The following is a 15,954-nucleotide window of genomic DNA, read 5'->3' as shown; positions in this document are numbered from 1 at the left end:
TTTCAATCAAGAAACAATCGCCCTTTCAGTTTTAAATTGAGAGGGCTTTTTTTGCAGATCATTTTTACCGCCAAGGGTTTTTCCTATCTTTGAACTATGATTAAGACTGCCGAAGAATTTTTGGAAAAAGCCGATGAAAAGGCATTCGATTTAAAACATCGTAAAACCATTAATTATAATATTGGCAAATACGATGCAGCTGTTGCTAAGGGCTTAGAGAAGTTTGAAGACCTCGAAAACTCAAAGAAAAAGGCGCACGTACTTAAATGGCGGGTAGTGGAAAATTTAGATAAATTCTTACCAGAATTTGAATCTAACTTTCTACGCCGAGGTGGTAAAATAATCTGGGCGAATGATGTAGAAGAAGCTCAACAAGAAATTCTAAAAATCATTCAAAAAAACAACGCAAAAACGGTCATCAAATCTAAATCGATGACAACCGAAGAAATACACCTAAACGATTTTTTGGAGAAAAACAACGTCGAATCGTTAGAAAGTGATTTGGGAGAATTTATTGTGCAGTTGCTGGGTCAGCCACCGTACCACATTGTTACGCCTGCCATGCACCTAAGTGCGATAGAAATCGCCCAACTTTTTCACGAAAAATTTGGAACTCCGGCAGATGCCACACCACAACAACTTACTCAAAAAGCTAGAGAATTACTTCGAGATAAATACTTAAATGCAGACGTAGGTATATCTGGCGGCAACTTTTTAATTGCAGATACAGGCAGTATTGCAATTACCGAAAACGAGGGCAATGCGCGCCTATGTACAAGTTTTCCAAAAATTCACATTGCCATTGTTGGGATAGAAAAAATCATCCCGTCTATAGCAGATCTAGATTTGTTTTGGCCGCTACTTGCCTCTCACGGTACCGGGCAAAATTTAACGGTATACAATTCTATCTTAACTGGACCACGGCAGCAAAACGAGACGGATGGCCCTGAAGAAATGTATGTGGTATTGCTTGATAACGGCAGAACAAATCTATTGGCACAAAAAGAACAACGCCAAGGCTTATATTGCATACGCTGTGGGGCGTGTTTAAATGCTTGCCCAATCTACAAAAATATTGGTGGCCACAGCTACAACACCACGTATAGCGGCCCAATTGGTTCTTTAATTACCCCGCATTTAAAAGGGATGGAAGAATTTAAACACTTAAGTTATGCTTCTACACTATGCGGAAAATGCTCTGAAGTTTGCCCCGTTAAAATAGACATTCATAAAATGCTCTTGCTCAACAGGCGAGATGCAACCGAGAGCCATCAGAATAGCAAAGTGGAGGAAATTGGATGGAACTTGTTCTCTAAAATGATGAAAAACAGGAAGTGGATGGATTTCTTTAGTGGTTCAACAAAAAATTTTATCTTGAAAACATTTTTTAAAAAGAGTTTCGGAAAACATCGCGAACTACCAAAAGTAGCTGATAAATCGTTTGCTAAACAGTGGGCCGAAAAGTCGAATAAGAAAGACGTTATTGATTAAAATCAATTGGGCAAAACTCCGTTTAGGGGCTTTAACAATGCTTTATGTAAAGGCTGAAAGCAAAATGCACAAAGCTAAATGTAAAAAAAACCTATATTACAATTATACTGATTATTGTGATAATTAATTAATGGACTCTATATTAGTTGAGGAAAAATTAACAAACGATTTCATCCTGCGGTTAAACATCATTATAGCCGCTTCGCTTGGCCACCGCGCTAGACTTGGCCTAGCAGCAGTTTGGAGGAAAAAACGCCTAAAGCTGCTTGCAGAGACCTGACGGATTACTGCGGCGAAGAGGATTCGCAGCCGTGGGTCGGAAAGAGCAAAGGGAAAGGCATCGAAGCATCAACATTGAACAGCTTGGCGACTTTTTACCCAAAGAGGTGCCAGCCTTGAATTTTTGCTACTTTTTTTTCAAGAAAAAAGTAGGACTCCCGTCCGGATAGGACAGCTAAAGACAGAGGGTGGGCCAATTTTATGAGACCGAAGGAACGGTTAAGAAATGAGATTAAATCCTCATGGCAGCTATACCGAAAATCTAATCCATTTATCTCCCTCATAACCAAACACAAACGTTCCTGGATGTATCATTTCTGCCATATCTTCGATAAGTGCAACTGCATTTTCTGCCGTTAATGACCTATTAACATCGTCATTTAATAAAATTACCCGGTTATTCTTAACAGCAGGCCATTCTGGATTTAAAACCGCTGGTACTTCGCGCATTAAATCTGTAAGTGTTTTTCCTGGTTCGTAGAAAACAAGAAATACCGCTGCAAATACGTCTCTTCCCACCATGCCACCTGCGAGCGCAATTTCTTCTGACAAATAAAAATTTGGCGAAGCATCTGCATTCAAAAAGGCCACGGGCGGCCTATCCATAAACTTAATTTTATGTTCTACCAGTTCTAAACGTTCTGTTAATTCTTCTATCTTAGCAGGTGGTACGTTTGCGGTTAAATGATCTAAAAAAGCCATCGTGTATTTTTTACAAAAATAATAATCTGGCAGCATGAAAAAGCTTATTGGCTATATAATTTGTTTCTATGCTACGGTTTTAGTTGTTGCTTGCAAAAATAACGCCAGTCAACACAACGAAAGCGCGTTTAGGTTAAACCTAGATCAAGGACTTACCTCTTTAGATCCTGCATTTGCCCGCAACCGAAACGCCATTTGGATGACAAACCAGATTTTTGACGGCTTGGTTCAAATAGACAGTACCCTAAAAACTGTTCCCTACATTGCGAAAAGCTGGAAGGTGAGCGCAGATGCAACTACATATACTTTTAATCTCTGAGACGATGTATTTTTTCACGATGACCCAATATTTAAAAACGGAAAAGGGAGTAAGGTAGTGGCGAGCGATTTCGCTTATAGCTTTTATAGGTTGGTAGACCCAAAAGTTGCCTCATCGGGCGGGTGGATATTCAGCGACAAGGTAACGGATCAGCAAAGCTTTATCCCCTTGAACGATAGCACTCTCCAAATTAAGCTCACAAAGCCTTTTCCGCCGATAATGAATCTACTTACTTCACAATATTGTTCTGTAGTACCAAAAGAAGTGATAGAGCATTACGGAAAAAACTTTAGAAGCCATCCGATTGGCATCGATCCATTTAAGTTCAAATATTGGAAAGAAGGCGAGATTTTGGTCTTGTTAAAAAACAACCGATATTTCGAAAAAGATATTATAGACCAAGCGCTACCCTATTTAGACGCTGTTACCGCAATATTTATCAGCGATAAGCAAAGCGGATTTATGAGTTTCTTAAAAAAAGACCTCGATTTCTATTGCAGCGGAAATGGTAGCTACCGCGATGATATTCTTACCAAGAGCGACCACATGACAAAAAAATAGCTGGGTAAATTCCAACTAAGAAAAAGCCCCTATCTGTGCACAGTAGACACGAGTTTGGCAATTGTTAAAAATTCGCCTTTAGGGTTTAAGAGAGTACGCCAAGCTATTAATTATGCCATAGATAGAGACCAATTGGTTAAGTATTTAAGAAATGGGATTGGCATTGCCGCCACAAGTGGCTTTATACCAAAAGGGATGCCTGGCTTTGACGACAAAGAAGTAAAGGGATACAGTTATAATCCTACCAAAGCTGCAAAATTATTGGCAGAGGCAGGGTTTCCAAATGGAAAAGGACTGCCAGAAATTACTTTAAATACCACCACAACCTATAAAGATTTAATTGAGTTTATACAAGGTTCGTTAAATGCAATTGGCATACAAACAAAGATTGACGTAAGCCCAAGTACAAGCCTGCGAGAATTGATGGCAAAAAACCATGTAAACTTTTTTAGAGGCTCTTGGCTGGCAGACTACGCCGACGGAGAAACCTTTCTATCTGTATTCTACTCTAAAAACAAAGTGCCGTTTGGGCAAATTTTACTGCGTATTACAACAAGAAATTCGATAAACTTTTTGAACGTAGTTACAATGAACCAAATGACCAAAAGCGCTTTAAGCTCTACCAGCAAATGGATGAACTTGTTATGGATGATTCACCAGTGGTACCCATCTTCTATGATCAATCTGTTGTGATGTTGCAAAACAATGTAAGTGGTTAAAACCACAATCCGCTTAGCTTACTCATCTTAAAAAGAACTAAGAAAAACTAGGTCTATCTCTGTCCACCGCCTGCGCCACCAACCGGGCTACCAATGCCACCAGTACCGCCCTGTTGACCGCTGCCTTTCGCATCATCATTGTTAATTTTAGAATCTGCATTAAACTTAAGTTTTCCAAAGCTATAGCTAAAATTAATACCGAAAGATCGCAGTGGGTAGTAAATGTTATTGTTTTGAAACACCGTGCCAGCTGCATCCATAGAATTGTTTTGCGTATGAATGTGTAAATCTTTGGTAAACGGATTTAATGTGTTTATTCCAATACTTCCCTTTTTCTTTAGGATATCTTTCTTTAGCGAGGCGCCGTAAAAATATAACGGATCTGTTTTTCCTTGGTAGGTTCTATTGGCCGAAGTAGCTACTCCAAAAACTTCGAAATTAATTCCTTTGCCAAAACCGTACGCCGAACGCCCAAAAACGCTATAATTTAGATACGAACCCGTGCTTATATTGGTAGCTGTATTGGTTACTTCATAGGTATTCGCGGCAAAATTGGCCATTAGTGTCCATTTTGGTTTTGGATTGTAGCTTCCAAACAGGTTTAAGCCATAACTTTTAGAGCGGCCTACGTTTAGATAAGTCGACAAGACTTTGCTCAGTCCGTTTTCAACTAAGGGAGAGATAGACTTCTCTATTACGCCAGCTGTATTTCTATAAAAAATAGAGGCATTAATTATAGAGCCTTTAATAAATGTATTATATCCAATTTCGAAATTTTGGCTTAACTCTGGGTTTAACTGCGGGTTTCCCTCAGTTACGTTAAAACGATCACTCTCGTTTCTAAATGGATTTAAATAAATTTGGCTAGGGCGTTCTACACGTCTATTATAACTAAATTTTATGGTTGCTCCTTTTGCTAACGTCTGTGAGAGAATAAGGCTCGGGAATAAATTAAAATAATCATTTTTCTGGTTTCCATTGGTTTTTGTATTGAAACCTATATTGGTGTATTCTGCCCGTACACCACCTTTAAACTTTACCTTTTTGGTCAGGTCGAAACTTAATACTCCATAAGCCGCAGCAACGTCTTGGTTATAATCAAAGTTTCCATTATTACTTCCATATTGGCTTTTTACACTTCTAAATATTCCTTTGACACCGGTTTCTAATATAGTCGTTTTGCTAAATGGATACGTATAATCCGTTTGGCCGGTATATTCGTCATTTTTTACAGTATTGTCGCTGATGGTTTGAAAACCCGAGGGAAAAGCTGCCGAAGTTAACGTGTTATTGATGCTTGTAGGACTTGTTGCCGAAGACAATTGTCCAGAAACGGTAAATTCTTCACCTTCCTTTTTAGTTGTTTTGGTATAATCAACGTTCCAGTCTATGTTATTTCGTAAAATACTAATATCGCTTACATTGCTGGCAGGCAAGTTATTTATAATATAATCTGCAATACCAGGCCCTCCAGTATTAAACCTGCTATACTTTACAGTAGAACTGATGTTGTTGTAAGTATTAAAATCATAATCTATACCAAAACCACCATTATAGCTACCTCTGCTCCATTTAGAAACACCGTTTTGTGCAACGTTATTAGTTGTGCCATTCGGAAAAGTGGTATTATTTACAACGACAACTCTAGAATCTTGGGCGTACGCAACGTTTGTTCCAAAATTACCGTTTACACTTAAGCGACCGGTTTTTGCGGTCAAATCTAAAGCCCCGTTGTTCTGCCTAGTTCCAACCGAAGCACTTACGCTTCCGCTTACTCCTTGAGCATTAGACTTTTTTAAGATGATATTGATAATTCCTCCTGAGCCTTCTGCATCGTACTTTGCAGATGGACTTGTAATGACCTCAACACTTTTTATTTGCTCGGCCGGAATCATTTTTAATGCGTCGGATACACTAGCAGCCATGGTGCCAGACGGTTTGCCATTGATGAGTACTTTTACAGAAGCGCCGCGCAGCTGAACGTTTCCACTAGGATCAACTGATAACATCGGCACTTTGCGCATTACATCGGTGGCATCGCCGCCAGCGTTGGTTCCATCCGCCTCAGCGTTGTAAACCATTCTATCAACTTTGTTTTCGATTACGGCATGAGTTCCGTTTATCTTAACATCTGCCAGGGTATTTGTGCTGGGTTTCAAAAATACCGTTCCAATATTGCTATCAAGTGATTTTTCTGTAGTTACTACTTTTACGCTTTTTGTAACGTACCCAATAAAACCAACCTTTAATACATAAGACCCAGCTTCGACATTTTGAAGAATTATTTTCCCGTCATTATCGGTCACTCCACCATTTACCGGCTTTTGAGTTTTGCTATTAATTAGCGAAACAGTTGCATAGTTAACTGGTTTTTTACTTAGAGAATCTTTAATTGATATAGATATTCTACCGTTAACAACAGCCTTCTTATTTCCCCCAAAACCGGTAGGCAATTGCGCAAATGAATTAAAATAAAATACGAGTAAAGAAAAACATACGAGAAGACGTTTCATAAATCACGATGAGTTAGTTTAAGACAGAAAAAGACAAAACTCTCCCAAAAAAGCCTCTTGGTGTGAGTCTCAAATTCAATTTGCGAATCTGCATTTTTTTTTCAATAAAGACGCAGATATTGAAAATATTTTACTTCAAAAAAAAGTATTTTTACGTAATTAGGTATATTCCTCCTCATTGCTGAAAAACTATCTATTAAAAATTAAAAATATTTTTAAACGGCCATTAGTACACCAAGAATGTGTAAGCTAGAAATTTGAATAAGAGTTTTACTAAAGAATTTAAAGTTTTCTAATCTTTATAATCCGCATCCAATGCAGCATTTTCATAACAGGATAAGTTGGATCGAACTCAAACCAACGGTTGGCAAAGTTTGGATTATTTGGCTTTTTGTGGTGATTGTTCTGGAACAACTCCCCCATCAATAAAAAATCCCAGGGTAATGAGTTTTTACTATGATCACCATTATCATGGTTAGCGTAACCGTATTTGTGTCCACACCAATTTACAATTGCTCCGTGCAACGGCCCAATTACAAAATGGATTGGCAGCAATAAGAACAACCACCAATGGTTGGCAAATACAACGTAAAAAGCAATATAGCACAAGCCGCAGAAAATGCGCCAAGCCCAAGAATTCCCAATGGCATCTATCAAAGGCCATTCTGGATAGCTCCCTCTAAAAGCAGGTTCGGGTTCTTTTTTAAAATGGAGGTAATCCATATACATATTTTTGGTAGCGATCATCATCCCAAAAACGTCTCTAAAAAAATGTGGCGAATGCGGGTCTTCTTCTGTATCGCTATAGGCGTGGTGCATACGGTGAAGAATGGCATACGCTCTTGGATTTAGAAAAGAAGAGCCTTGTGACACGAGCAAAACAATGTAAAAGAATTTTTCCCAAAACGGCTCCATTTTAAACATTTTGTGAGATGAATATCGATGGAGAAAAAAGGTCTGGCTAAAAAGAGACAAAAACCAATGGCAAAGAAAAAATATTAATATGATCATTTAACAGTACTAAATTACTCTATTAACGAAAATAATGGGCTAGCAGTTCTTTTCGATACAATTTTCAAAAGATTTGTTTTCCGGAAACGCTCTTTTTAATGTGGAATAAAAAAACACAACCCCAAACAGAATTGTGTTTTAGGATAAATTATTTTAAATGTTTATCTACCAAAATCGTCTTGTACACGTACAATGTCGTCTTCATCTGATGGATTTGACGCATCGGTGTGCTGCCATATTTCGGCCACAACACCCCAATCATCTAAACCAATTAGCCTATGACGCTCTCCTTGTTGCAACTTAATTTGCTGTTCTGGATGATATTTTTTCATTTCGCCTTCTTCGTCTGTAGGGCTTGTCTCTATTCCAACAGTTCCTTTTACCACTTGCCATATCTCTGCACGACGGTGGTGATATTGCCAAGATAAACGTTTATCTGGAGCAACGACTAAAATTTTTGGGCTCAATTTGCCGCCAATCTTTAGGTTATCTACGTCTAAGCCGTCAAAATAAGTATCGGCGAATTGCTGTGCCTGGTCTTCGTCTATTACAAAGAAACCACCCCAAGGTCTTTCCTCGTCTTTGCTTACCACCTTAAATCCTTCGCTATCTAACCGTTTTGCTATTTCCTCGAATTCTTTTCTCTTATCGATTGCCATTTTTACTAAATCTATTTTATTTAAAATTGGGAAGATTAAAGTGCAAAAATAAGGCTAAAATTCTACAAATAGAGAAGTTATTTGGGCTTTTTATAAGATTTTACCGAATTTCGGTAATCAAAATATCGGTTTCCTGGCCATGGGTCTCTAACGTAAGCGGTATTAACGGATTGTTTAAGATGGTCATTGTCACTTTTCCATCTTCGCTTTTAACATAACTAACATCTGCTTCTTTCTCGTTAAGCATAAATTTTGGGTGCGTTGTGGTATCGGTTGTAAACTTTAACCCATCGTACATAAACATCTTATTCGACATTAAATCTTGATATGCCTTTCTAGAAATGAATAAGGCTGTTTTATCATCAAACTTGGTGGTTCCAAGTTGAGGTTGACCGATAGAAAAACCGGTTGCATTTTCAACCGCTTCTTTAGACATCTCGAAAGTACCATCGCCATAACCATCTACGGACCACATAAGATCAACTCCTGGCGTCATTTTACCAAAAGTGAACACAACAGGAAAAGTTCCAGATGGAATAGTAGCATTAGTAGTTACCACGGTATTCTCTTTTATTTCTGGCACATATTTTTGTGCATGTACCGCAACCCCTCCAATAGATAGCATGCAAAAAAAAGCAATTACATTTTTCATAGGTTAATTATTTAGTTTTCGAGCGAAAATACGCTAAGTAAAGCTAAGCGATTGCCGTGAATTATGCAAATAAAAAATTACATAATTATACTGTAAAACAGTCTTTTATAAGCTACGTCTTGATACTTACTTAATTTATGGTACATTTGCAGTTACTTTTTTAGGAAAATCGATAATGTATCAAAAGCCGCTCATAACATTGGCTATACGCATGCAGATTTCCCGTTTCATGCGGACTATTATTTTTCGTCTGCAAAAACTATAGAAGCTTTATGAGAAACATCATGAACCAAATTTTTTGGGACAATGAAATTTACCAATGGGCAATAGCTATCGGAATTATTGCAATAACCTTTATTGCGGTTAAAATCTGCAAACTAGTTATTCTAAAACGTATTAAAATATGGACAAAAAAAACTAAAACTACTTGGGATGACTTTGTCGTATCATTAATTGAGCGGGCGATAATCCCCCTATTGTATATTAGCTCAATCTATTTCGCAGTTTCCACGCTGAAGCTTCCACAAAAACTAGTTACTACATTACATGTTGCTTATCTGGTTTGCGTAACGTTTTTTGTGTTGAGAATTATTAGCAACGCTTTTAAAAAATTTATTTATTCTTTTATTGAACGAGAAGAAGATGCAGAGCAAAAGGAAAAACAGGCAGGCGGGCTAATCGCAATTTGCAATTTCGTGATTTGGATATTGGGCTGTATTTTTTTGGTAGATAACCTTGGTTACAACGTAACTACTCTGATTGCCGGTTTAGGCGTTGGCGGTATTGCCATAGCATTGGCTGCCCAAGCTGTATTGGCAGATTTATTTAGTTATTTTGTAATATTTTTCGACAAACCTTTTCAAATAGGGGATTTTGTGGTGGTTGATGATAAAAGCGGTAACATCGAATATATTGGGATAAAAACCACTAGAATAAAAACGCTGAATGGCGAGCAATTGATTTGTGCCAACAAAGACCTAACAGATTCTAGGATACATAACTACAAACGCATGGAAAAAAGACGAATCGTTTTTCCGCTGCGCGTTGTATACCAAACCGACCACAAAGTTCTGGCCGAAATACCAGAACTTGTAAAAGACATTATTGAGAACCAACGCGACGTAACCTTTGATAGAGGGCATTTTTCTGGCTATGGGGATTACAGTTTAAACTTCGAGTTTGTTTTCTATGTATTAAGTTCTGATTATGGCGTGTATATGGATAAACAACAGGCTATTTTTTTAGAAATCCACGCGGCGTTTAAAGAACGTGAAATTACCTTTGCCATCCCAACTCGAAACGTTTTTATGCAAAACCAAGAAAACCAAAAAAATGAAGTTGAAATGAGCTTAAATAACTAGCCTTACGCCTCTAAGATCTTTAAGCAAGGAAATTTAATGGAATCTTCACAAATGTATGATATCTCAGAATCAGCTTATACTGTCATTTTCAAAGTTTGATATCCATAAACATATTTTTCTATTGCCTCATTAGGATTGGATTCAAAAAACTGACTGTCTACAAAGCTTTTAGAGATTATCTTATAACCTAATCTGTGTTCCGATTTCGCAAACCTGTTCTGATGGAAGATTAAAATAAGAGGCAAATCTTTCTGAATTTCTACTCATGTAGTCGAATAAAGATTCGCGCCACGGACTCATTCCTGTATTTTTAGTAATAACAATAGACTCTTTTCCTAAAAAGTAAACAATATCAACCTTGTCACTTATCAAATCTTGCTCACAGAGGAGTTCAATCACTTTCGGAATATCTGGTTGCTGCATAAACCCATAATTAACTAACACCTGCCATATATTTCCATCTAGTTTATTTATTTCTATATGGTCATCTAAATCTAAATAGGGAACCCCAGCAATTTTAATGCTCATTATGATTACTTTTTCGTGTATTACCTTATTATACTTAATATTATTAACCAAGGTTGGCGGAGTACCATTTGGGTTTGCAGTTAAAAAAAATGCAGTTCCAGGCACAATTTGAGAAACATCCTTTTTATAGTTTATAATAAATTTTTTCAAGGGGTCTGTTAATTTAGTAAGCTTAATTCCCAACATTCTTCTCCCTTTGTACCAAGTGGTCATTAACACATAAATAAGAATACCAACTAACAGCGGAAACCATCCCCCGTCGGGAATCTTAATGATGTTAGCATAAAAAAAGCTCAAATCAATGATTGTAAAAAATAGAGTGATTGAAACGGCAATATAAAAATTCCATTTCCACAACTTTGTCATCGCCGTAAAGGCTAAGAATGTGGTAATGAGCATCGTTGTGGTAACGGCAACACCATAAGCAGCAGCTAAATTGCTAGAGCTTTTAAATGAAATAACCAAAGCAATAGTTGCAATAAAAAGCATCCAATTTATTTGAGGGATATAAATTTGACCGCGTTCATCTGCGGACGTATGAATAACATGAAAACGAGGCAAAAACCCCAACTGTATTGCTTGATGTGTTAAGCTAAATGCACCAGATATTACAGCTTGAGATGCAATCACAGTTGCCATTGCCGATAAAACAACCAAAGGATATAAAGCCCAAGAGGGTGCTAAATAATAGAAAGGATTGGCCGCTAGATGATGATTGCTTAATATCAAAGCACCTTGACCCATATAATTAATTACCAAACTAGGCAAGACCACAAGAAACCATGCTAACCTTATTGGCTTTCTACCAAAATGACCCATATCTGCATACAAAGCTTCTCCACCCGTAACCACTAAAAAAACAGCTCCCAAAACTAAAAGTCCAGTAAAGCCATGTAAGGTAAAAAATTCTATAAAATAGATCGGGTTTAGGGCTTTTAAAATCGTTGGATTTTTGAAGATTGCGCTAAATCCTAATGCTGCCAGAACAATAAACCATAGTAAAAGAATTGGGCCAAAAATTTTACCAACACTAGCAGTGCCTTTTTTTTGGAAAAAAAACAAGAAAAAGAGAATTATAATGGTTGCTGGAATGATGAACGGCTTAAAGAGAGGTGTTGCAATCTCTAAACCCTCCATGGCGCTTAACACCGATATGGCCGGAGTAATTATGCCATCGCCATACAACAGTGCTGCTCCAAATAGTCCTAAAGACAGAATTGTGAGATAAGATCTTCCCTTCTTTTTTGGCAAAACTAGCTCCATCAACGCCATAATTCCACCTTCCCCTTTGTTATCGGCTTTCATTACTATCAAAAGATACTTAATACTGATTACAAATATTAAAGACCAAAAAATTAGAGATACAACCCCAAAGATATTCTGTTCACTAACTTTCATACCATGCTCTCCAAAAAAGCACTCTTTCATGGCGTAAAGTGGGCTAGTACCAATATCTCCAAAAACTATTCCTAGGGCACCTAACGTGATTATGGATAAATTCGACTTTGTTTGTTTACTATTATTCGTCATTGATGATAAGATTCATTCCGCTAACTAGCGCAAGTTTTTTTTAAATATGATTAAATTTTAATTCTTGTATTTACGCTTCGAAAGTTCATGAATTGCCTTACATTTTGAATAAGAAGTAATATCATTACCACAGATAGCGGTGGAAGCTAATTCGCCTAGTTTTTTGTGTTTTGGCATTTTAAAAATTTAGTGGTTAAATTGTGGTGATCAAAACAGTTAGCAGAGCTCAATGTTTTTTTCTACTTTTATTTCAATTAATGAATGTATGAAAAAAATATTCCTGCTGCTATATTTTATCCTTTTTTTTGTCCCAATACTGCTTAGAGCTCAACAAAATCCCGTAGTTATACAAACAGATTCCGTAAAAACTCGCATCGACTCTGTCGCAAATACCGAACGAGACAAGCAGTTAAACGCAGTAACGCAGCTCTCTTTACAAAGACTTTCTGATTCTCTAAAAAGAACGGAATTAAAGAATAAGTTTGCCAATCTTAAACCAGAAGATACAGACCAAAAGGCTGTTTTACTAAAGGCATTAACAGACTTAAAAAAGCAAGATTCCCTTCATTCAGTAAAACAAAAGGGGAAAATAGACTCGCTAAGAAAATTTGTTAAGGCCTTTCCGGTAAAATTTGATAGAGATACCATTTTCTATTTGTATGCAAAGTTGGGAAGCTTTACGGCCTTGGATAGAGCTGACGCGCTTGCCCTAAGAATGGAACAGGTTAGTGAAAATTTGGATTTTAAGAAAGACTCGATAGCTATTGTACCAGCAGAACAAACCTTGGATCTGGTCTATAAAAATAAGTTGTTGACTTCTGTTTCGGACCAGGATGCACTGTGGGCAAACCAACCTAGAGCTAAATTAGCCGACAGCCTAAAAATAATTATAGGTAATGCTATAATTAAACATCAAAAAGACAATAGTTGGCAAACCTTGCTAAAGGAAATACTTTTAACGCTGCTCGTTATTGCAGTTGTAGTAGCCCTTATTTATGGCGTTAATCGGTTCTTAAAACGCCTTAATGAAAAAATAAAACTCCATACCGAACTATTTAAAGATGGTTTCAAAATTAAGAATTTCGAAGTACTCACCGCTGAAAGAAAAGTAAATCTTTTTGACCTTATTATAAAAATTATAAGGTGGGGAGCAATTATTTTATTGGTGTATTTGGCTCTTCCTGTGTTGTTTAGTATATTTCCATTTACCAGAAACCTGTCTGATAACCTGATCAATTACTTTCTTAGTCCTGTAAAGAAAATTGGTAAATCTATTTTAGATTACATTCCAAATCTAATCACCATTTTGGTTATTGTAGTGGTATTTAGATATGCGCTACGGTTTTTAAAATTTTTAAAAACTGAGATTGAACACGGAAATTTAAGGATTAACGGTTTTTACGCCGATTGGGCAAGCCCGACCTATCAAATTATGCGGGTTTTGATTCTAGCATTTATGCTCATAGTTATTTTCCCCTACCTTCCTGGCTCAGATAGTAATATATTTAAAGGCGTGTCAGTATTTATTGGTGTACTGTTTACCTTTGGCTCGGCGGGGGCGCTGGGCAATGTGGTCGCAGGTTTGGTGCTTACTTATATGCGCGCCTTCAACATAGGCGACCGTGTGCAGATTGGCGAAGTAGTCGGAGACATTTTGGAAAAAACCATTCTAGTAACCCGCATTCGTACTATACAAAACGAAGTGGTCTCCATTCCAAACTCTACGGTAATGACAAACCACACTATCAACTTTAGTGCAGAAGCTACCGGCAATGGGCTAATTGTTCATACTACCGTTACCATTGGATACGATGTGCCTTGGAAACAAGTACATCAATTACTTATAGACGCTGCATTGGGCACAGAAATGATAGAAAAAGAACCAAAGCCTTACGTGTTGCAAACTAGCTTAGACGACTATTATGTGAGCTACAAAATAAATGCCTTTACAAAACAGCCAAACAGACAGTCGGTAATTTATTCTTATCTGCACGCAAACATCCAAGATAAGTTTAACGAAGCAGGGGTAGAAATTATGTCGCCACATTATAGGGCTATGAGAGATGGAAACACCACTACGGTACCTACCGATTATCTCCCGAAAGATTACGTAGCTCCAGCCTTTAAAACAGAACAGCAACAACCAAAATAGAGTAGTAAAAATTATATTTAGCCAATGAGTACTCAAGAGATTATTGCGATAACGATTGTTTTAGCGGCTTTGTTTGCCTACATAAACCATCGTTTCATAAAATGGCCGCCAACCATAGGGATTATGGCAATTTCGCTCATTTGCTCCGTTTTGTTGGTAACCTTAGGCAACGGGAAATCGCTCGTATCAGAAAAAGCTGTTCAATTGGCGCTTTCTGTAGATTTTCAAGATGTGTTGATGAATTTTATGCTAAGCTTTTTGTTATTTGCTGGCGCGATACACATAGATTCGGCAAAGCTAAAGAAAGAAAGCGTACCAGTGATTGTACTTGCAACCGTTGGTATTCTTATTTCAACTTTCTTGGTGGGAGGAATTTTATGGCAAATCCTAGTGTGGTTTAGCATCCCAATTCCATTCATTTACTGTCTTATTTTCGGCTCGCTAATCTCTCCAACAGATCCCATAGCTGTAATGGGCATTTTAAAACGTTCTAAAATCCCAGAATCGTTGGAATTAAAAATTGCTGGAGAATCACTATTTAACGATGGCATTGCAGTAGTTATTTTTGTAAGTCTGGTACAAATTGCGCGCTCCAGCTCGGGCACATTTCACCTAGCCGATGTGGGCATTTTATTTTTGGAAGAAGCAATGGGCGGCCTGGTGTTCGGAGCCATACTTGGCTATATTGGTTACTACGCTTTAAAATCCATTGACGATTATAATGTGGAGGTGCTTATCACCCTCGCTATAGTTATGGGCGGCTATTTTATAGCAGGTCGATTACACGTATCTGGACCGCTAGCCATGGTAGTTGCTGGACTAATAACAGGCAATAAATCTAAAAGAGATGGCATGAGCGATATTACCCGAGATTATTTAGGGAAATTTTGGAAAATGATTGACGAAATCCTTAACGCAGTACTCTTCTTATTTATTGGCCTGGAAATGTTGATTATAAAAACAAACATCACAGTATTTCTCATTGGCTTGATTTGTATTTTGGTAGTATTGTTTAGTAGATGGATTTCTGTGTTGATACCGATATTTCTACTTCGATTTAAGGTTAAGTTTGAGAAAAACGTAGTTTCCATACTTACGTGGGGAGGCTTAAGAGGCGGAATATCGGTTGCCTTGGCGCTTTCTTTAGGCCCAGATATGTATAGGGATCAATTTGTGCTCATTACTTACATTATCGTGGTGTTTTCTATTTTAGTACAAGGATTAACCATTGGCGCTTTAGCAAAAAAATTAAAGTATTAATCTGTGTTAACTTATTAAAGCTCATTATAACTAAAAAAGAAATCTGCCAACTAAAACGCGGCCTTATAAACCCAAGAGCGTATATCATTTATTTGCCGCCGTTTGATTTATATATATTAATTCACTAATGTCCGATAAAAGCTAGAATTTATAAATTTTGTTTTTCAATATATTGTTTTACAGTTGTTTATGTTTCTGTTTTCGGAAACTTTGAAAA

11 protein-coding genes and 1 pseudogene are annotated in these 15,954 nt (G+C 37.3%); 6 read left to right on the top strand and 6 right to left on the bottom strand.

Going from position 1 to position 15,954, the window contains the following annotated elements:
• Nucleotides 1-96: 96 nt before the first annotated feature.
• Nucleotides 97-1,491: a LutB/LldF family L-lactate oxidation iron-sulfur protein gene (locus ABIB40_RS17655; protein ID WP_354360722.1), complete on the top strand. Its 1,395-nt coding sequence runs from the start codon at nucleotides 97-99 to the stop codon at nucleotides 1,489-1,491.
• Nucleotides 1,492-2,019: 528 nt separating this feature from the next.
• Here the strand turns inward: ABIB40_RS17655 and ABIB40_RS17650 are convergent.
• Nucleotides 2,020-2,472 carry a substrate-binding domain-containing protein gene (locus ABIB40_RS17650; RefSeq protein WP_354360721.1) on the bottom strand — a complete coding sequence of 151 codons (453 nt, stop codon included), beginning with the start codon at nucleotides 2,470-2,472 and terminating at the stop codon, nucleotides 2,020-2,022.
• A 34-nt stretch (nucleotides 2,473-2,506) separates the two neighbouring features.
• Here ABIB40_RS17650 and ABIB40_RS17645 point away from each other — a divergent pair, with 34 nt between their 5' ends.
• Together ABIB40_RS17645 and ABIB40_RS17640 are read left to right on the top strand one after the other, a co-directional pair.
• Nucleotides 2,507-2,791 carry a hypothetical protein gene (locus tag ABIB40_RS17645; RefSeq protein WP_354360720.1) on the top strand — a complete coding sequence of 95 codons (285 nt, stop codon included), beginning with the start codon at nucleotides 2,507-2,509 and terminating at the stop codon, nucleotides 2,789-2,791.
• A gap of 57 nt (nucleotides 2,792-2,848) precedes the next feature.
• Nucleotides 2,849-4,045: pseudogene (locus ABIB40_RS17640) on the top strand (ABC transporter substrate-binding protein).
• A gap of 79 nt (nucleotides 4,046-4,124) precedes the next feature.
• On the opposite strand, the gene ABIB40_RS17635 reads toward ABIB40_RS17640, so the two are convergent.
• The 4 genes from ABIB40_RS17635 to ABIB40_RS17620 all read right to left on the bottom strand — a co-directional run bounded on the left by ABIB40_RS17635 (nucleotide 4,125) and on the right by ABIB40_RS17620 (nucleotide 8,906).
• Complete coding sequence (locus ABIB40_RS17635; protein WP_354360719.1) at nucleotides 4,125-6,584, bottom strand: TonB-dependent receptor; 2,460 nt, start codon at nucleotides 6,582-6,584, stop codon at nucleotides 4,125-4,127.
• Between the two features lie 282 nt (nucleotides 6,585-6,866).
• Entirely contained in the window at nucleotides 6,867-7,595 is a 729-nt protein-coding gene (locus ABIB40_RS17630) for an acyl-CoA desaturase (protein WP_354360718.1), read from the bottom strand.
• Between the two features lie 161 nt (nucleotides 7,596-7,756).
• A complete protein-coding gene (locus ABIB40_RS17625; RefSeq protein WP_354360717.1) occupies nucleotides 7,757-8,254 on the bottom strand; it encodes a cupin domain-containing protein in 498 nt (165 codons plus the stop codon).
• A gap of 100 nt (nucleotides 8,255-8,354) precedes the next feature.
• Nucleotides 8,355-8,906 carry a hypothetical protein gene (locus ABIB40_RS17620; RefSeq protein ID WP_354360716.1) on the bottom strand — a complete coding sequence of 184 codons (552 nt, stop codon included), beginning with the start codon at nucleotides 8,904-8,906 and terminating at the stop codon, nucleotides 8,355-8,357.
• A 284-nt stretch (nucleotides 8,907-9,190) separates the two neighbouring features.
• On the opposite strand from ABIB40_RS17620, the gene ABIB40_RS17615 reads away from it, so the two are divergent.
• On the top strand, nucleotides 9,191-10,267 hold the full coding sequence (locus ABIB40_RS17615) for a mechanosensitive ion channel family protein (protein WP_354360715.1): 1,077 nt from the start codon (nucleotides 9,191-9,193) through the stop codon (nucleotides 10,265-10,267).
• A gap of 180 nt (nucleotides 10,268-10,447) precedes the next feature.
• Here the strand turns inward: ABIB40_RS17615 and ABIB40_RS17610 are convergent, their stop codons facing one another.
• Nucleotides 10,448-12,325 carry a potassium transporter Kup gene (locus ABIB40_RS17610; protein ID WP_354360714.1) on the bottom strand — a complete coding sequence of 626 codons (1,878 nt, stop codon included), beginning with the start codon at nucleotides 12,323-12,325 and terminating at the stop codon, nucleotides 10,448-10,450.
• A 265-nt stretch (nucleotides 12,326-12,590) separates the two neighbouring features.
• Between ABIB40_RS17610 and ABIB40_RS17605 the strand changes: the two genes are divergently transcribed.
• Nucleotides 12,591-14,477, top strand: a complete 1,887-nt coding sequence (locus ABIB40_RS17605; RefSeq protein ID WP_354360713.1) for a mechanosensitive ion channel family protein — start codon at nucleotides 12,591-12,593, stop codon at nucleotides 14,475-14,477.
• Between the two features lie 24 nt (nucleotides 14,478-14,501).
• Nucleotides 14,502-15,737 (top strand): cation:proton antiporter, encoded by a 1,236-nt coding sequence (locus ABIB40_RS17600; protein WP_354360712.1) that lies wholly within the window; start codon nucleotides 14,502-14,504, stop codon nucleotides 15,735-15,737.
• Nucleotides 15,738-15,954 lie beyond the last annotated feature (217 nt).

The organism is Pedobacter sp. UYP30 (genome assembly GCF_040547165.1).
Taxonomy (GTDB): domain Bacteria; phylum Bacteroidota; class Bacteroidia; order Sphingobacteriales; family Sphingobacteriaceae; genus Pedobacter.
The sequence above is the reverse complement of the archived record's forward strand: the minus strand, read 5'-3'. Positions and strand labels throughout refer to the sequence as shown.